General features: G+C 39.5%; 10 protein-coding genes. 3 read left to right on the top strand and 7 right to left on the bottom strand.

The genetic code is table 11. The annotated features are described in order from the left end of the window. Nucleotides 1-2: 2 nt before the first annotated feature. From OU683_RS07910 to OU683_RS07890, 5 genes are all read right to left on the bottom strand, one after another. Entirely contained in the window at nt 3-3,212 is a 3,210-nt protein-coding gene (locus tag OU683_RS07910; protein ID WP_268136984.1) for a DUF8693 domain-containing protein, read from the bottom strand. Further along, nucleotides 3,213-4,031: a fimbrial biogenesis chaperone gene (locus OU683_RS07905; protein ID WP_268136982.1), complete on the bottom strand. Its 819-nt coding sequence runs from the start codon at nt 4,029-4,031 to the stop codon at nt 3,213-3,215. Nucleotides 4,032-4,112: 81 nt separating this feature from the next. After that, nucleotides 4,113-4,607 (bottom strand): DUF4402 domain-containing protein, encoded by a 495-nt coding sequence (locus OU683_RS07900; protein ID WP_268136980.1) that lies wholly within the window; start codon nt 4,605-4,607, stop codon nt 4,113-4,115. Nucleotides 4,608-4,699: 92 nt separating this feature from the next. Beyond that, the gene (locus OU683_RS07895) at nt 4,700-5,182 is read right to left on the bottom strand and encodes a DUF4402 domain-containing protein (RefSeq protein WP_268136979.1); all 483 of its coding nucleotides are present in this window, start codon (nt 5,180-5,182) and stop codon (nt 4,700-4,702) included. 560 nt (nt 5,183-5,742) lie between these two features. After that, nucleotides 5,743-6,225, bottom strand: coding sequence for a DUF4402 domain-containing protein (locus OU683_RS07890; RefSeq protein WP_268136977.1), 483 nt, complete (start codon nt 6,223-6,225; stop codon nt 5,743-5,745). 190 nt (nt 6,226-6,415) lie between these two features. Here OU683_RS07890 and OU683_RS07885 point away from each other — a divergent pair, with 190 nt between their 5' ends. Continuing rightward, nucleotides 6,416-6,832 carry a DoxX family protein gene (locus OU683_RS07885; protein WP_268136975.1) on the top strand — a complete coding sequence of 139 codons (417 nt, stop codon included), beginning with the start codon at nt 6,416-6,418 and terminating at the stop codon, nt 6,830-6,832. Nucleotides 6,833-6,880: 48 nt separating this feature from the next. On the opposite strand, the gene OU683_RS07880 is transcribed toward OU683_RS07885, so the two are convergent. Beyond that, nucleotides 6,881-7,741 (bottom strand): OmpA family protein, encoded by an 861-nt coding sequence (locus OU683_RS07880; RefSeq protein WP_268136973.1) that lies wholly within the window; start codon nt 7,739-7,741, stop codon nt 6,881-6,883. Nucleotides 7,742-8,070: 329 nt separating this feature from the next. Here OU683_RS07880 and OU683_RS07875 point away from each other — a divergent pair, with 329 nt between their 5' ends. Together OU683_RS07875 and tamL are read left to right on the top strand one after the other, a co-directional pair. Next, on the top strand, nt 8,071-13,104 hold the full coding sequence (locus tag OU683_RS07875) for a translocation/assembly module TamB domain-containing protein (protein WP_268136971.1): 5,034 nt from the start codon (nt 8,071-8,073) through the stop codon (nt 13,102-13,104). Beyond that, nucleotides 13,079-15,412 carry a translocation and assembly module lipoprotein TamL gene (tamL, locus tag OU683_RS07870; protein WP_268136969.1) on the top strand — a complete coding sequence of 778 codons (2,334 nt, stop codon included), beginning with the start codon at nt 13,079-13,081 and terminating at the stop codon, nt 15,410-15,412. Before OU683_RS07875 ends, tamL begins: the two co-directional genes overlap by 26 nt. Here tamL and upp read toward each other — a convergent pair. Continuing rightward, entirely contained in the window at nt 15,409-16,068 is a 660-nt protein-coding gene (gene upp / locus OU683_RS07865; RefSeq protein ID WP_268137384.1) for a uracil phosphoribosyltransferase, read from the bottom strand. The genes tamL and upp overlap by 4 nt on opposite strands. Nucleotides 16,069-16,238: the final 170 nt, after the last annotated feature.

Below are 16,238 nucleotides of genomic sequence, written 5' to 3'. Positions count from 1 at the left end.
CTTTATTCTTTAAAAATTACTTTTTTGGTTTGGCTTTCATTTCCCGTTTCCAGGGTCACCAGGTAAACACCTGTAGACATTATACCACTAAACCTGACCTCCTCTTTTCCAGAACCGGATTTCCTCTGTAGTACCTGCCCGGACATATTACTAAGAATCACTTTTCCTTCTTCATTATTGGGAAGGTTCAGTTTTACCACAACTTCTTTATCTCTATTATAAACGGCAAAATCTTCCATAGCCACTGCAATTTCTGCGGGGGATAATTTTTCAGAAGAAAACATTAAAACAAATCGATCATTAATTTGCCCTTTTTGAGAAGTGAAGGTATAAAGAGGATCTTTATCAAGATCTTTGAGGATTTTCCTTTTGTTATCCTTCAGGTAAAGGTGAAGAGAGGGAAAAAGGTTTGTAGCTTCGGAAAGAACAAGTCTCATTTCACCAGATCTTTCAGCACTTATTCCAAGAGGAATTTCCATTGCTTCGGTGTTGAGACTGGATACAGCATTAATAGAAAGTTTTTCCTTTTTTGAACTCAAACTATATAGACTGGGAACATTCACAGCCGTATTTAGAATTTTTTGAGCATCCATTTCTTTTTCAAATTCGGGAGTTGCTCCATTTCTAAAATAGATTACTGTCGCATCTGAATTTTCTTCATTTTCAAAGCCTGCAGATAACCTAATTTGAGGAACTTCAGCTTTATTTTTCGTCTTGTAATAACTATGAGAAACCTCATTTCCGGTTCTTGCAGCATTGGTAAATTGCAGATTAGCCGTAGCAGGATAAATCCCATTATCAGGATCACTTACCCTAACAAAAAATCCCTGCATGGATGGAATTATACCTGAGGCAGGATCTGTAGAAACTCCGTCCACATAAGATACATAAGTTCCGGTGTATCTGTTATCGGCGCTTGCTTTAAAAAAATGAATACCATTATCAATGCCTGTCAATCCGGGAGCCATTAAATCCCAGTCTACAGGAGAAGGGTAGGGGTTCCCCACCAGATTAAAGCCATTGGTATAATTACCGTCATTATTTTCCAGAGTTACTTCTACAAGACCGTTATTCACAATTCCTGTCACCTTTAAAGTTAAAGGATCGGTCACACCACTTGGATTAATGGCGTATCCCAATCCGGTTTCTAAAGGCGCAGCCAGATCCAAAAATTTCTGCCAGCCCGTTAGATCATTTCCTTTCCCGTCTTCCCGATTTTCAAGATATTCGTAAAGGTGAGGAAAACCGGTTTCTATATTTGTTAGATTAAAATTGGCCGCAAGATCATTCACTGTAGAGTTTTGAAAAGGAGAACTGAAATATTTATAACCAAAAGCATTGGAAATATAACGCTGCATAGTGACAGTTCCGAAAACCTGTCCTGTGCCGCTGCCATCAATATATGCGGTTCCTGTTTCACCAGAAATTAGGGTGAGGCCATCACCGGTGTAAAAGGTTCCTGCTTCTACTTTTAGAGAATTGATTATCTCAATGGTAGCTTCGGATGTAACTCCGGCGGAGTTACTAATATTTAAGTTTAAAATCCTGTCATTCCCGAAAGCTCCTGCAGGAATGGTTTGTGCTAATGCTCCTTCAAAGGAAATACTTCCGGCAGAGGCACTTAAATTATTATCATTAGTTAAATTCCCGGTGATTCTTAACCAATTATCGATAACAGTAACAGAAGCTCCGGTCTCAATAATAAGATTTTTTGAAAACGCATTACTTCCAGTACTTACCACCGGATACTTGCTTAAGTTCGCAGGAATAGTAACATCCGTACTCAAAGTAGGAAGGGAGTTACAACTCCAGTTATTGATATTATTCCAATTTGTATCTTCTGCACCGGTCCATTCCGATTTGTTTGTGATACTTATAGTTACATAGGAGATTATACTACTACACCCATTGGCATTCTTAACAACAAGTGAATAGTCTCCTGCCTTTGGCTGGCTGGCATTTGTAATAACAGGATTCTGCTCACTGGAAGTGAAACCGTTAGGTCCTGTCCATTGATAAGTGCCTCCTGGAATAGTGGAAGAATTTAGTTCAATATCACCTCCCTTACATACAGGGGAATTGCTTGATAATATAGGAACAGGTAAATTATTTACTACCACATTAGTCCTCTGAGGATTACTGCTACAACCATTGGCATTAGTAACAATAAGCGAATACTCTCCTGCTTTAGCCTGGCTGGCATTTGGAATAACAGGATTCTGTACACTTGAAGTAAAGCCGTTAGGTCCTGTCCATTGATAAGTGCCTCCTGGAATAGTGGAAGAATTTAGTTCAATATCACCTCCCTCACATACCGGGTAATTGCTTGATAATACTGGAACAGGTAAAGCATTTACTGTTAGAAGCACCTTCCTGGAAATGGAAATTTTACAAGTAGCATTAGTAGAATCGGAAGGTCGAACAATTACCCTAAAAAGCTTTCCGCTATCTTCTACTGATGTACTGGGAATAGTATAAGTATAGGTATCAGGATTGTTTTTTACCGGCACCCAATCTGTGGATGCAGTTTTCTCCTGCCACTCATACTTAACGGCAGCATTGGTAATTTCAGTAACACCAAAAGTAACAGGAGCACCCTCACAAACTTCCTGATTAGAAATTGCAGTTAGATCATAACAATTAAGTTGCTCCACTAAATCATCTGGAAATTCATCCTGATTGTTTTCGAAATCTTCTTCATTACCAAAGTCACAATCATCGCTTTGAGTGGTTGTGGTACCGTCATATCCCCCACCACAACCGGTGAAATTTCCACCCCAATTATCACCATTACCTAAAATATAGATTTTGGCATTATCTATAATTACCAAATCCTGACCAGATGAACCTCCCTTTGTGAAATCACCATATACAATAAGATAGCTGTCCTTTTGCAAAGTGATATTGACCTTGTTATGAGCAATGAAATTACCATACACGATTAACCTGGCACCTTCCCCTAATTCCAATAAGGCTCCATTTTGGTCCATATTAAAATTACCATTTACAATTAAAGTTCCGTTAACTGTAAGCTTAGAGCTATTATTATAAATCACATTGCCAACTTCCATTGGAGGATCAACAGTAGATACAGTAATATCATTATTACCTATAAATAAATCTTGAGCCAATACATTTGAAGTAAAAAATATCCCCACCACCAGCAAGGTGATTTTAAAAAACTTAAAAAACCGGGAGGAGTTTTTTTTCATTTAGTTCAGGGGAATTTCTTTTGTAGCTAAAGCCTTTCCTATCTCTTCAGAATAACTTACTCTAAGTTTTCCTGTGCTCAAATCCACTTCCCCGGCACTTCGTAATTCAAAGGAAAAGTTTCTTTTTGTGTTGGGAGTATAAACAGAAACTCCTTTCACCATTCCTACTTCGGTAGTGACTCCTTCAGGGGAAACATGATCTACTTTAATGTTACCATATACCGACATGTTGCCCGACCTATTGATCACTAACGAAAGCTTGGGATTTTCACCTTCAGTGTTTAATGAAATATCAGATAAATTAATTTGTGTAGTAGATGCTCCTTCTCTAATAATAATTGGAATACTTATTCCAAAAACTGTTTTGATGTTGATTGATATTCCTTCCGCTTCCTGGGCTTCTTCCTGTCCTAATGCAGTTTGCTCTTCTACAGCCCTAAAATACATATGAGAACGATATTCTCCCTGTTCCAGATTTCCTGTTCGGGTAACCTGTACTCTAATAGTTTGGGCTTCGTTAGGAGCAAGGGTTACCCGGCGGGGGAAATATCTAAGATTGCCTTCTGCAAATCGCTGACCTTCCTCAGGAGAATCGACCTGTTCGAAATTTCCACTTTCTGTCATCTTATAATTGACAAAGGAAATAGCATAAACAGCAGTATCACTTCCTGTATTTGCAAGATTGATCTCCTGGGATCTTTGAGAACCGTCAAATACCAGCCTCTTGGGCATGATCATTAGATCTCCCTGAGCAAGAGAAATTGTTGGAAAGAAAAATAATAGTATAAGAACTGAGAACTGTAGTAATTTTTTATTCATGCGGGGGCTGAATTCTATTGGATTTTTTACCTGACACAAATGTAAGTAAAAGAAGACAAGATCGTTAAGGATATCTTAAAATTAATTATAGGACACTGTGACATTAAACCCTGAAGAATTTGTATAGAAGCCTGCGGACTGGTTGGCTTCCAGGTTTAATCTTGCTCCAATTTTAATTATATCCATTATAACGCCTTCCTCGGGAGCTACAGTGAAATTATCTATGATCAATTGTTGATCGGGGTTTTCACTATTAAAAAGGACAAAGGACTCAGGAAGGGTAATTGCATAATTATTGTTCCCATGAGTAACCACAGCCTGAGCAGGATTTACAGTACCGGGAAAAGAAGAAGATATTTGTACTCCGTATGCTACTCTTGAACCATCTGGTGTTAAGATTACCGTTCCGGGATTATAGGCAGAGATCACATTTCCAAAATCCAAATCTACAGTCTTGTCAATTTTTATAGGATCAATAATAGTAGCCCGGCTCTCCACCGTTGCCGAAGCTGAAGCCTGTGCAAATGTTTGCGTGGAGATCAGCACAAAAATAAATAAGCTTAAGACTTTATTCATTTGGTTTGGTGGTAGTTAGTTAAACAAGATAAGCAAAAACTAAAAACGCCGCCACAAGGGCGGCGTTTTCTTTTATTTTGAGGTAACTATGGTTACTCGTAGGAAACTGTTACAGAAACCTGTCCTTCATAATCACCAGGACTCTGATCTTTATTAACTGTAATTGTAGCACCAACCTTAAAGGTTTCTGCGGTTGCTCCTTCTAAAGCAGTTAAATTGGTGGTTATATCTTTAATAACCATATCAGTTTCACCACTTAATTTTAAATTCGTAGAACCAGTTACTACTTTATAAGTTAAACCTGCTTCCTTTGTAACAGTAAATGTAGGGACACCAGTAACAAGATTACCTGGAATAGACATACTTGTTGGCATATTTCTGACATTAGCCGTAGTAAGCACTACATCAGTATCTGCATCTGGAGCTGCAATAGTTCCAAAATTTAAAGCTCCTTCCGATGAAATAGTCAAAGGCTTAACAATCTCGGCTTTAGCAAGTGCAGTTCCATTTACTGAGTTTTGTGCAAAAGTAGTTCCAGCGATAAGAGCGAATAAAATAAAAGTAATTTTTTTCATGTGTAGGTTTTTAGGGGGTATGTAAAATATTAATTGGGTTATCAATTATTTAACGGGGCAAACATACCCCTTAAGGAAAGCTCCTACAAAAAAAGTCGATAAGGGCGGCAGAAATTCGTTGAAATGCACATTTTTAGATTTTTTTTGGAATCTGAAGCCCGTCCAAAGCTAACCTGGAAGGTAATTCTGACGAAAATTAGAACAAAAAGAGGAAATATGCCTCGTATAAACCTCCTTTGAATAAAGGCCGGGGACTATTTCCTGTTTTAGAGGATTCTTTTGGAGCACCTAACCTTATTTCGGTCGGGTATGAAATGAATAGTTCTTTATAAAACTGTGTGCTTTTATCAGTCCCTGCTGGAGTGGAGGAATTAACAGGAAATGTCATCAACATGAATAAAAGGGATTAGAACATGTAGGTAGGAGTAGAGCTCATTTAAGAATGACGCTTAAGCAGGTGGAATAAATAAATCGTTGCACGAATAGAAAATTCGTTGAACTACATGATTAAGAAAACCTAAGGAACTTGAGGAGCAGTAATACAAGTTATTTCGAAAGGATCAATTGTAATTAACAGTGACGTTCATAGGTGACCGACTGTTGTAAACCCCCGGTGTTTGGTTTGGATTAACCTTTAAGGTTGCTCCGACCCTTACAATTTTTGAGCCTCCGGTTAGGCTTCCACCTTCGGCAAGACTACTTGTAAAATCTTTGATGATCATGCTTTCGCTGCCGTTAGCCAGTATAAATTCATCTTTGGGAAGGCTTATAGAAAAAGCAAATCCTTCTTCTCCTGTTACCTCAAAAGATGCGGCAGAAACTGCAGCATTTTCGGCCAGGGCTACGTCACCTGTACTTATCCTGGTATTCTCGGGGGTGAGAATTACTGCTCCTCCAGATTTGGCATCGAGATTGGCGAAGTTCATATTTGAAGTGGTGGTAATTCCAATAGGCTGAATAATGGTAGCCGAAGCAGTAAAGGAAGCTGTGGCACTGGTTTGTCCATATGACATACCGGTCCCGGATAACAGTAGTATTAGCATTAGAATAAAAACCTTTTTCACTTCAATTTATTTCTAAACCAATATTAAGAAAAATTATTAGAATAAAACAGATAAAGTGCACAAAATTATCGATGAAATACACAATGTTAAAAAACTATAACGTTATAGTCTTATGGTCAGTCCTTTAAAGAATTTAAGGATCTTTCATATATTTATCCAAATTACATTTATGAAAAACACCTATACTACCAATCTGGAACTTGCTAAAATTGATCTGGGGCTATTGATCCTGAGGCTGGGTGCAGCCGGTCTCATGCTCACTCATGGTTATCCAAAACTCCTAAATCTTTTTGGAAGTGAAGAAATAGTATTTGCCGATCCTGCAGGTCTTGGAATGGCGACAACGCTTGCTTTAGCTGTCTTTGCAGAATTTATTTGTTCGATCCTGGTTATTTTGGGACTGGGAACACGCCTTGCGGTAATCCCGCTAATTCTTACAATGTTCACTGCCGCTTTCGTGATACATGTTTCCGATCCTTTTCAGCGAAAAGAACTTGCACTTATATATCTTCTTATTTTTACCGTCCTGTTAATTACAGGCGGAGGGAAACATTCTCTTGATTTTTACTGGCTTAAACGCAAATAAAAAAGAGACCACAATGGCCTCTTTTATTTTACTGTCTAAACCTAATTCTTAATTATTGGAAGAATCCACAGGCTGTGCAGCCGATTGCTCCGAATCCAGTAAAGCAAGGAATTTATCCAGGTTTGGCAGGATGACAATTCTTGTCCTTCTGTTAAGAGCCCTGTTCTCCCTGGTGTCATTGTCGGCTACTGGTTTATAGCTGCTGCGTCCCGCCGCAATTAATTTTTCAGGATCAACGTTGAATCTATCCTGTAACAATCTTACAATAGCTGTAGATCGTCTAACACTCAATTCCCAGTTATCCTGGATGTAAGAATTTTCCACCATTGTCTGGGAATCTGTATGGCCTTCTACCATTACCTCCATAGCTGGTTCAGAATTAATAACTTCTGCCAGTTTTTCCAAAAGGGGATAGGCATCTCTGCTCACTCTATGGCTTCCGCTCCTAAAAAGCAGTTTATCTGAAACGTTGATCATCACAACAGTTTTATCTACGGTGATATCTACATCTTCAGATGAACCACTGCTAATTTGGCTTTCCAAATTGTAAGCTACTGCAAGGTTAATGGAGTCTTCAAGAGTTTCAGCATCTGCAAGTTTCGCAGGATCAACTTTCCTAAGAGTTTCTCTCATCTTGCGCTTGTTGGCATTAGACATTGCCGTAAGCTCATTCATTTCCAGTTTTTGATCATTTTCTTCAGTAAGGGAATTAATTCTCGAGTTGTAATCTGCTACTCTTTGTTCAATGGCATTCAACCTTTCTTCAAGTTTTTCTTTTTCTACTTGAGTTTGCTGTAGATTACTTCGTGTATTATTGTAATCTTCCTCAAGAGCTACATATTTCTTTTTGGAAACACAAGAAGTCAGCAATGTTGCTGCCAATACCGTAACGGTAAGAGTTTTTTTCATGATTTTGGGTTTTTGTTTTTAAATTATCAGAGGGTTTAATTTTAGCCCCGACAATGGAAACGATTTAATACGGTCGAAATTATAGAAAAGGCATTTTTAGGTCCTTATTTTTAACGAAAGATTATCAGTTACTACAGAGTGTTGCCAAATTATTCCTAATAAAATGGCTGCTCACGGGGAAATTTTTATCTTTTTCGAAGAGAATTCTCCAGGAATATTTCAGTCAAAAAATGCCATTTTTAGAAGGTGTTGTTTAACAGGCTTTTACCTTCAGGAATTTCAGGATAAGGATTAAAAGAAATAAATTAGATCAGGTAGACAGTCAATCTTTGGAAACAAAAAAAAATCAAAAGGAAAAAAAGAAAAGAGGTTCAGGCTTAAAATTATTTTTTAAGATCCTGCTCGGGATTTTTATCTTCATTTTTCTTTTATTACTCTTCATTCGCAGCCCATGGGGACAGGGAATTATTGTAGACAAACTTGTAAACTACATTACTAACAAAACTAATACAGTGGTAGAAGTCGACCGACTTTTTATCACTTTTGGCGGGGATTTAAGTTTGGAAGGTCTTTATATGGAAGATGAAGAAGGGGACACCTTAATATATAGCCGGGAACTTCAAGCCGATATTTCATTAATGCCACTTATAAAAGGTAAAGGTTTTTATCTCAATAGCCTGGACTGGAACGGAGGAATAGCAAATATTGATCGTACAGATACTATTCAGGGTTTTAATTTTGATTTCCTGACGGAAGCCTTTGCAACGGCCGATACGACTGCTACCACAACCCCGGCAGATACTACTGCTTCTCAAATGGAAATTAGGTTGGGGGACATCAATATTGAAAATTTCAGACTTACATATGATGATAAATACCTTGGAATTGACACCAAAGTCGCCCTGGGAGGTTTGCAGCTTGAGATGCAGAAATTCGAGTTGGACAGCATGCGTTTTGAAGCCGGAGATGTTATCCTGAAAAATACCCGTTTTAAATATGCCCAAACAAAACCTGCTCCCGATTCTCCCCAGGAAGATACGATCCCATTACCTTTTTTGTCTGCCGAAAACCTGAAGGTTAATAATGTCGCCGGATCCTACACCTCTGTTCCCGACGGAATTGTAGCCGATGTAAATATAGATGACCTGTACCTCAAATTACCCGCAGTAGATCTGGAAAATACACTTCTCGTGATCGATAAACTTGATTTGAACGATTCAAGAATATATCTGCAAACCAAAACCAAAGCTATTGCTGAAACAGAACAACTAACTGCTTCAGATTCTACAGCAACCGAAGGTTTCGAATGGCCGGAATGGGAGGTAAAAGCTTCAGATCTAAGTATTCAGAATACAGATTTCAGGTACTGGGTTAATGACAGCAGACCAACTCCCGGCACGTTTAATCCTGAAGCTGTTGGACTTAAAGACCTGGATCTTAAAATTCCGGAACTTATTCTGGCAAATAAATCCCTGGAAGCCAAAGTAGAAGCTCTTAACTTTAGGGAAGCTTCAGGTTTAAATTTGAATAGAACCCAATTTGTTGCGAGCATAAACGAAGACAGAATGCTGTTGCAGGATCTACTGCTTAAGTTAAATGGGAATATGGTGGAAGGAAACCTAGTGATTGATTATCAATCACTCAATTCTTTTATAGAAAATCCCAAAAATGCGACCGTAGATCTTAACCTGCCACAGTTTAATGTTGATCTACAGGATTTGTACAGGTTCCAACCAGATCTTCAGCAGAATGAATACATTAGTGAACTTGCCAAAAAAGGTATTTCAGGAAGTCTTTTTGCCAGTGGAGAATTATCGAAAATTTCAATTGAGAGTGCAAATATTAACTGGGGCAATACCGCGCTTTCTTCCACGGGTGGTACTATATACAATGCCACAGATCCAGATAATTTAAAGTTTGATCTCCCACAACTTAATTTCAACTCTTCCCGCTCCGATCTTAGTGGCTTTTTAGCATCACTGGACCTGGGAATTCAACTTCCTGAGCAAATAAGCTTATCTGGAAATTTTAGTGGGACACCAGAAGATATTTCGGTTGATGCGATCCTCAATTCTTCCGCAGGAAAAATAAATGTGGATGGGCGGTTTGTCACCGCTCCAGGAATTGCTTTCAACGCCGACCTTAAGGTTACTAAGTTAGAACTGGGACAACTCCTTCAGAATAAAGCGTTGGGGTCTATTAGTTTGCAAATGGAAGCGTCGGGTTCAGGAGCGAATTTAAATGAACTGGATGCCATGGCCGATGGAAATATTTCCAGCTTTACCTACAATAATTACCAGTTTGAAGATATTGAACTCTATGCCCAACTAGAGGACGGCGATGGGTTTGTCAATGTAGATTATAAGGATGAAAACCTCAATATGGAGCTCCAAAGTTTTGTGGAACTGGACTCTGTCGCGCCAAAAGTGGCATTAAACCTCAATCTTATGGGAGCCGATCTACAAGCGCTGGGCCTAACCAACAGACAAATCAATACAGGACTTGATCTTAGGGCAACTTTTGAAGGTAACGCCGAAAGTTTTGACATGGTGGGAAGTATTAATGAAGGAGTTTTTGTATACGATGATGAAACTTATCTCCTGGGGTCTGTCGATCTCCTGGCACATGTAAGACCCGATACTACTTCCATTGATGTTGACAACCGTATGCTCGATCTTCGTCTAAGTTCGAATGCCGGGCCAATGGATTTTATTAATGCTCTTGACAGGCATTATCAAAGCTATTACAGCATAGAAAATCAGCTGGACACGGTTCGAAATCCTGTGAATATAGAATTGCGGGCAGAAGTAAGCCCATCCCCAATTTTAGAAGATGTTTTTCTTCCGCAGTTAGAAGAAATGGATACTCTAAAAGTAAGAATGGATTTTGAAGAGAAAACAAGGGAGCTGGCAGCCCAGGTAAGTTTGCCATATCTAAATTACTTTGGAAGCGAGATAGACAGTCTGCAATTCAATATGGATTCAGACAAAGAAAAGCTTGCTTTTGATTTTGGTCTAAAACGTTTAAATGCAGGTCCACTAGCCATTAAAGAGACTATTTTGGAAGGGGAACTGGTCAATGAAGAATTATTACTCGATTTCACTTCCAATTATGAAGGGGAACGGCTTATGCATTTTAGTTCCCTGGTATCCAAAGAAGATGATGTCCTTCGAATTCACATTAACCCCAAAGAGTTTATCCTTAATGCTTCCCCCTGGGAAATAGACTCTGACAATGCTATTTTAATTGGAGAAAATAAGTGGAGTTTTAACCAATTTGAACTCACACGTAACAACCAGTTGCTTCGTGCCTCAAATCAAATGGATGGAATAGCCGGAGAGCACATAGGAATAGAGTTCGACAATTTTAAGCTTGCATCTATATTTTCCTATTTCAATCCTGAAAAAGTTTTGGCAGCAGGGAGCATGAATGGAAGTTTTATCATTGAAGAACCTTTTGGAACCACGGGACTTGTTGCCGATCTCAAGATCAATGAATTTGGAGTCTTAGATGTACCATTGGGAGAGCTTTCTCTTGTTGCCAATAGTACCGGTGGGGATACTTATAATATAGATCTTGGACTAAGAGGTAATGCAGATCTTGACCTAACTGGCTCTTATATAGCTTCAGAAAAGACAGCAAATCTTGATCTCCAGCTGGACCTCAACGAAATAAAGATGGAGGTTATCGAAAACTTCGCAGACGGTGCCATTACAGCGGCAGACGGGAGCTTCTCGGGTGCAATATCTGTTAGCGGCACCACTCTGGAGCCTCAATATGAGGGAAATATCCATTTTAATAATGCAGCATTTACCGTTGCTGCTTTAGGGGCTCCCTTTGTATTTCCAAACGAAGACCTGCGAATAAATAACGATGGGATTTATATGGAGAATTTCATGATCCGGGATTTGAACAACAATGAATTTGTTCTTGATGGGTCTGTCCTGACGGAGACTTATCTCAATCCTGAATTTGATCTTAGTTTTAATGCTGAAAATTTTACTGTCGTTAATTCAGAAGAGGGTGCGAATGAACTCTTTTATGGTAAAGCAGTCGTTGATGTCACCGGCTCTCTAACCGGGGATCTTGAATTACCTATTGTCGAAATGGATCTCACAGTAGGGGAAGAGACCAACCTCACCTATATTATTCCTGAAGCCAATGTTGAGCTTGAAGAGCGGGAAGGAGTAGTTGTTTTTGTAAACCGGGAGAATCCAAACCAGATCCTTACCCAAACCAAAGAGGAGGAAGATGCGGTTTCATTTTCGGGCTTTAAGATGAATTCCTATATCTCGGTCGAGGAAAATGCAACCTTTACAGTCGTTATTAGCGAAGAAACAGGAGATAACTTCCGCGGGACAGGGGAAGGCGAACTTCTTTTTGATATTTATCCCAATGGAAGGACCACCATGTCCGGTAGACTGGAACTGCAGGATGGTCATTATGAAATGAGCCTTTATAACCTGGTCACCAGGAAATTCGATATCATGGAAGGCAGCAGCATTGTATGGGCGGGAGATCCGCTGGATGCAGATCTTAATATTACGGCATCCTATAGCGTTGAAACTTCTGCTTCGGCTTTAATGGCACCTCAGCTTACATCGGTTGATATGGATGTTCGCCAAAGGTATAGACAGGAGCTGGAATTTCTTGTATACCTAAAAATAGGAGGGGAGATCAATGCTCCTACAATATCTTTCGGCCTGGATATGCCAGAGGATGAACAGGGGTCCCTTAGCGGACAGGTTTATGGCAGGGTCCAGCAGTTAAATCAACAGGAAAATGAACTTAATAAGCAGGTATTTTCTCTCCTCGTCCTTAACAGGTTCTTCCCCGATTCGGGAAGCGATGGAGCCAGTGGCGGTACCCTGTCGTTTGCGCGGGATAATTTAAATTCGGCCATTTCAGATCAATTAAACGTGTTTTCTGACAGGTTATTAGGAGAAACCGGTGTGGATCTGAATTTTGGACTCGACTCTTATACAGATTATCAGGGAGCTGCTCCCGAAGAGAGGACACAGCTGGATATTACCGCTCAAAAAAAGCTATTTGATGACCGTCTTATTGTGAGTGTGGGAAGTGAGGTAGACTTACAGGGTAGCAGCCAGGTTGAGGAAAGCACTCCTGTGATTGGAAATGTTAGCCTGGAATATCTCCTTACAGAAGATGGTAGATTAAGGCTGGAAGCCTTCCGAAGAAGGAGTTATGAGAATGTCATAGATGGGCAATTGATCATAAGCGGACTTTCCCTGATTTTTACGCAGGACTTCAATAAATTCCGGGAGCTTTGGAGCCAGATTTTAAGTGAAGAGAAAAGAAAACAGCAGGCAAACCAGAATGAACCTGAAAAAACTGAACAATAGCATGTCAAAAAAGGCATTTTTAGGACTTACTTTATTTTTAGCTATTTTTTTGCTGCAGGCTTGCAGCGTTAAAAAGTTTATCCCCGAAGATGAATTATTATATACCGGGGCAGATATTGAACTCGATTCACAGGATGAGATAGCTAACAAGAAAGATCTTAAGAATCAGCTACAAACCTTACTTACTCCTTCACCAAATGCAAAATTCCTGGGCACGCGGTGGGGATTGTACTTCCACTATAAAGCGCAGAAGGAGAAGCCGGGGTTTATCAATAAATTCCTGAATAGAAAATTCGGGGAAGAACCGGTGTATCTTTCAGATGTTGATCCCTATCACACAGAAGAATTACTTAAAAACCGGTTAGAGAACAGGGGTTATTTTTACAGCACGGTTGATTTCACTCTTAAAGAAAAAAGAAAGCAGAAGTTAGCTTCTATTTCATATCGCGCCATACTTCCAGAGGAACCTTATGTGCTGGAAAAATACAGAATGGACAATGATTCCCTCAGGATCTATAAGGAGATTAAAGAAACCCTTTCAGAATCTCTTATTGATGAAGGAGAACCTTTTAATCTTTCTGTTTTGAAGTTGGAAAGGGAGCGAATAGATATTGCATTGAAAGAACGTGGTTATTACAACTTCAGCAATAATTTCCTCATTTTCGAATCTGATACAAATCAATATGACCGAAAGAAATTCGATCTTTTTTTGCGCCTTAAAAAACAGGTGCCCAGGGAAGCGATAAAACCCTATAAAGTGAAACGGGTTAATATTTATCCCAATTACGCCATTGGCACCGATTCTATTGACCGGGACACAGTACGATATAACGGCAGGAACTACATCCAAAATGAAGTCTTCTTTAAACCCGAAAAGTTAGATCCTTATATATTGATCAAAGAAGGGGAGCTCTACAGCCCAACTAATTCAGGAAGGACAAGTAGACGCCTCACTTCCCTGGGGACGTATAAATTCGTGAACATACGGTACGACGTTCTAGATTCTATTTCTACCGATAGTATAGGCTATCTTGAAGCTAACATCTTTTTGTCGCCGCTCAATAAAAGATCAATACGTGCAGAATTACAGGCCGTTACCAAATCCAACAGTTTTGCAGGACCACACCTGGCATTGACCTACACCAACCGGAATCTCTTCCACGGGGGGGAAATTCTTAAACTCACCGGGAAAGTTGGCTACGAACAACAACTTTCTGCCGATACCGATGTTGGAAATACCAGTATCATTCTGGGATTAAATTCAGATCTTATTATTCCCAGAATGCTTTTCCCAGTAATTGAAATAAATAGCAACTGGTTCGAATATTCCATTCCAAAAACGAAAATAAGTGCGGGATTTGAATATCTTAATCGAACTAACCTCTTTAATCTATTTTCGGTTTCAGGGAGTTTCGGCTACATTTGGAAAGCCAACCGGTACATTACTCACGAATTAAACCCTTTTTCGGTTGACTACGTGCAGCTAAACGAATCGGACAGATTCAGGAAAATCCTCAAAGAAAACCCTTTCCTCGCAAGCAGTTTTGATCAACAGTTTATAGCAGGTCTTACTTATTCTTTTATTTATAATGGAATGGTAGATGCCAGTGATACTCACCAGTTTTTCCTAAATGCCAATCTGGACCTAACAGGAAATATTCTGGATGCATTGAGCGGGGGAGAGACTCCCAAGACCTTCCTGGGCCTTAGGTTCGCGCAGTATGCCAAAGCCGATGCCGATTTTCGTTATCATTTCAAATTAAGTCCAGAGCAAACTATAGCCACACGATTATTTGCCGGATTAGGGATACCTTACGGGAATTCTGAAGTTATGCCCTTCAGCCGTCAATATTTTGCCGGGGGACCTTACAGCATCAGGGCTTTTCAAATTAGATCCCTTGGTCCAGGAACTTACAAACCACAGGGAGATCTTTCCTATTATGATCAAATGGGAAATATAAGATTGGAGGCGAATATTGAATATCGCTTCCCCATCTTCCAAATCTTAAAAGGAGCTGTATTTGCAGATGCAGGAAATGTCTGGAATACCGAGAGAAATAATCTACCTCCCGGGGATGAATTGACAGAGCAACAGGAAATGCTTATTGAAAAAGGAACTTTTAGTTCAAACTTTTTAAATGAAGTGGCAGTAGGGGCAGGAGTAGGGTTAAGAGTTGACATTCAAAGTTTTGTGATAAGATTTGATCTTGCGGCTCCCTTACGCATCCCGTGGCTTGAAGAAGGGGAACGTTGGGACCCAAGACCTACAGAGCCGGTATTCAATTTCGCAATTGGATACCCGTTCTAATGCTGCTCCTTTGGACCAAAACAAAGGTCTCCAGCATCTCCAAGTCCCGGAACAATATAACCTCTCTCGTCTAATTTTTCGTCAATGGTTGCTACCCACAGGTGTGAATTTTCGGGAAATTTTTCCTCCAGGTATGCTATTCCTTCTTTTGCAGCTATGACCGCGACAAGGTGAATTTCTTTTGGATTCCCCATCTTTTTTAAAGCTTCCAACACGTTCACAAATGAGCGGCCGGTAGCCAACATAGGATCAGCCAATATGAGGGTTTTTCCTTCCAGAGAAGGCGAGGCAAGATATTCGACAAGGATCTCAAACTCTTCGTCATTATTAGGGTGATGGCGGTAAGCAGAAATAAAAGAGTTTTCTGCAGCATCAAAATAATTAAGTAAACCGGTATGAAGGGGTAGGCCGGCTCTTAATATTGAGCAAATCACCAGCTCCTCTTTAGGAAGGGGAACATTAGCAATACCCAATGGAGTCTTTACTTCCCTATCCTCAAATTGAAAATTCTTGCTTAGCTCATAACCCAGTATCTCTCCCAATCTCTCAATATTTCTTCGGAAGCGGAGTCTGTCGGTTTGAATATCAACATTCCGAAGTTGAGAAATAAAAGTATTGGCAATAGATTTTTTTTCGAGTAAGTGGTGAACATGCATAAAGTTTACTTGTATTTGAAGGAAGATCAAAGTTAAAAATTTTTAATCCAAAACCCCTACTTTCTAAGGTTTCAAAAATGGCATTTTTAGAAGAGGTTTATTTGATCAAAACATCCAGGATTGCGAAGAAAGATTTATTCTTTTTGAAACATCTGCCTCTTCTTTAAAAA

It is taken from the genome of Salinimicrobium sp. TH3 (assembly GCF_026676115.1).
In the GTDB taxonomy this organism is placed as follows: domain Bacteria; phylum Bacteroidota; class Bacteroidia; order Flavobacteriales; family Flavobacteriaceae; genus Salinimicrobium.
Note: the sequence above shows the minus strand (reverse complement) of the source record. Positions and strands in the feature narration are given on the sequence as shown.

What these genes read in the sequence shown, in the direction of transcription:
- OU683_RS07910 (WP_268136984.1), bottom strand. Translation starts at nt 3,212, where the DNA reads ATGAAAAAAAACTCCTCCCGGTTTTTTAAGTTTTTTAAAATCACCTTG.
- OU683_RS07905 (WP_268136982.1), bottom strand. Translation starts at nt 4,031, where the DNA reads ATGAATAAAAAATTACTACAGTTCTCAGTTCTTATACTATTATTTTTC.
- OU683_RS07900 (WP_268136980.1), bottom strand. Translation starts at nt 4,607, where the DNA reads ATGAATAAAGTCTTAAGCTTATTTATTTTTGTGCTGATCTCCACGCAA.
- OU683_RS07895 (WP_268136979.1), bottom strand. Translation starts at nt 5,182, where the DNA reads ATGAAAAAAATTACTTTTATTTTATTCGCTCTTATCGCTGGAACTACT.
- OU683_RS07890 (WP_268136977.1), bottom strand. Translation starts at nt 6,225, where the DNA reads ATGCTAATACTACTGTTATCCGGGACCGGTATGTCATATGGACAAACC.
- OU683_RS07885 (WP_268136975.1), top strand. Translation starts at nt 6,416, where the DNA reads ATGAAAAACACCTATACTACCAATCTGGAACTTGCTAAAATTGATCTG.
- OU683_RS07880 (WP_268136973.1), bottom strand. Translation starts at nt 7,741, where the DNA reads ATGAAAAAAACTCTTACCGTTACGGTATTGGCAGCAACATTGCTGACT.
- tamL (WP_268136969.1), top strand. Translation starts at nt 13,079, where the DNA reads ATGAACCTGAAAAAACTGAACAATAGCATGTCAAAAAAGGCATTTTTA.
- upp (WP_268137384.1), bottom strand. Translation starts at nt 16,068, where the DNA reads ATGCATGTTCACCACTTACTCGAAAAAAAATCTATTGCCAATACTTTT.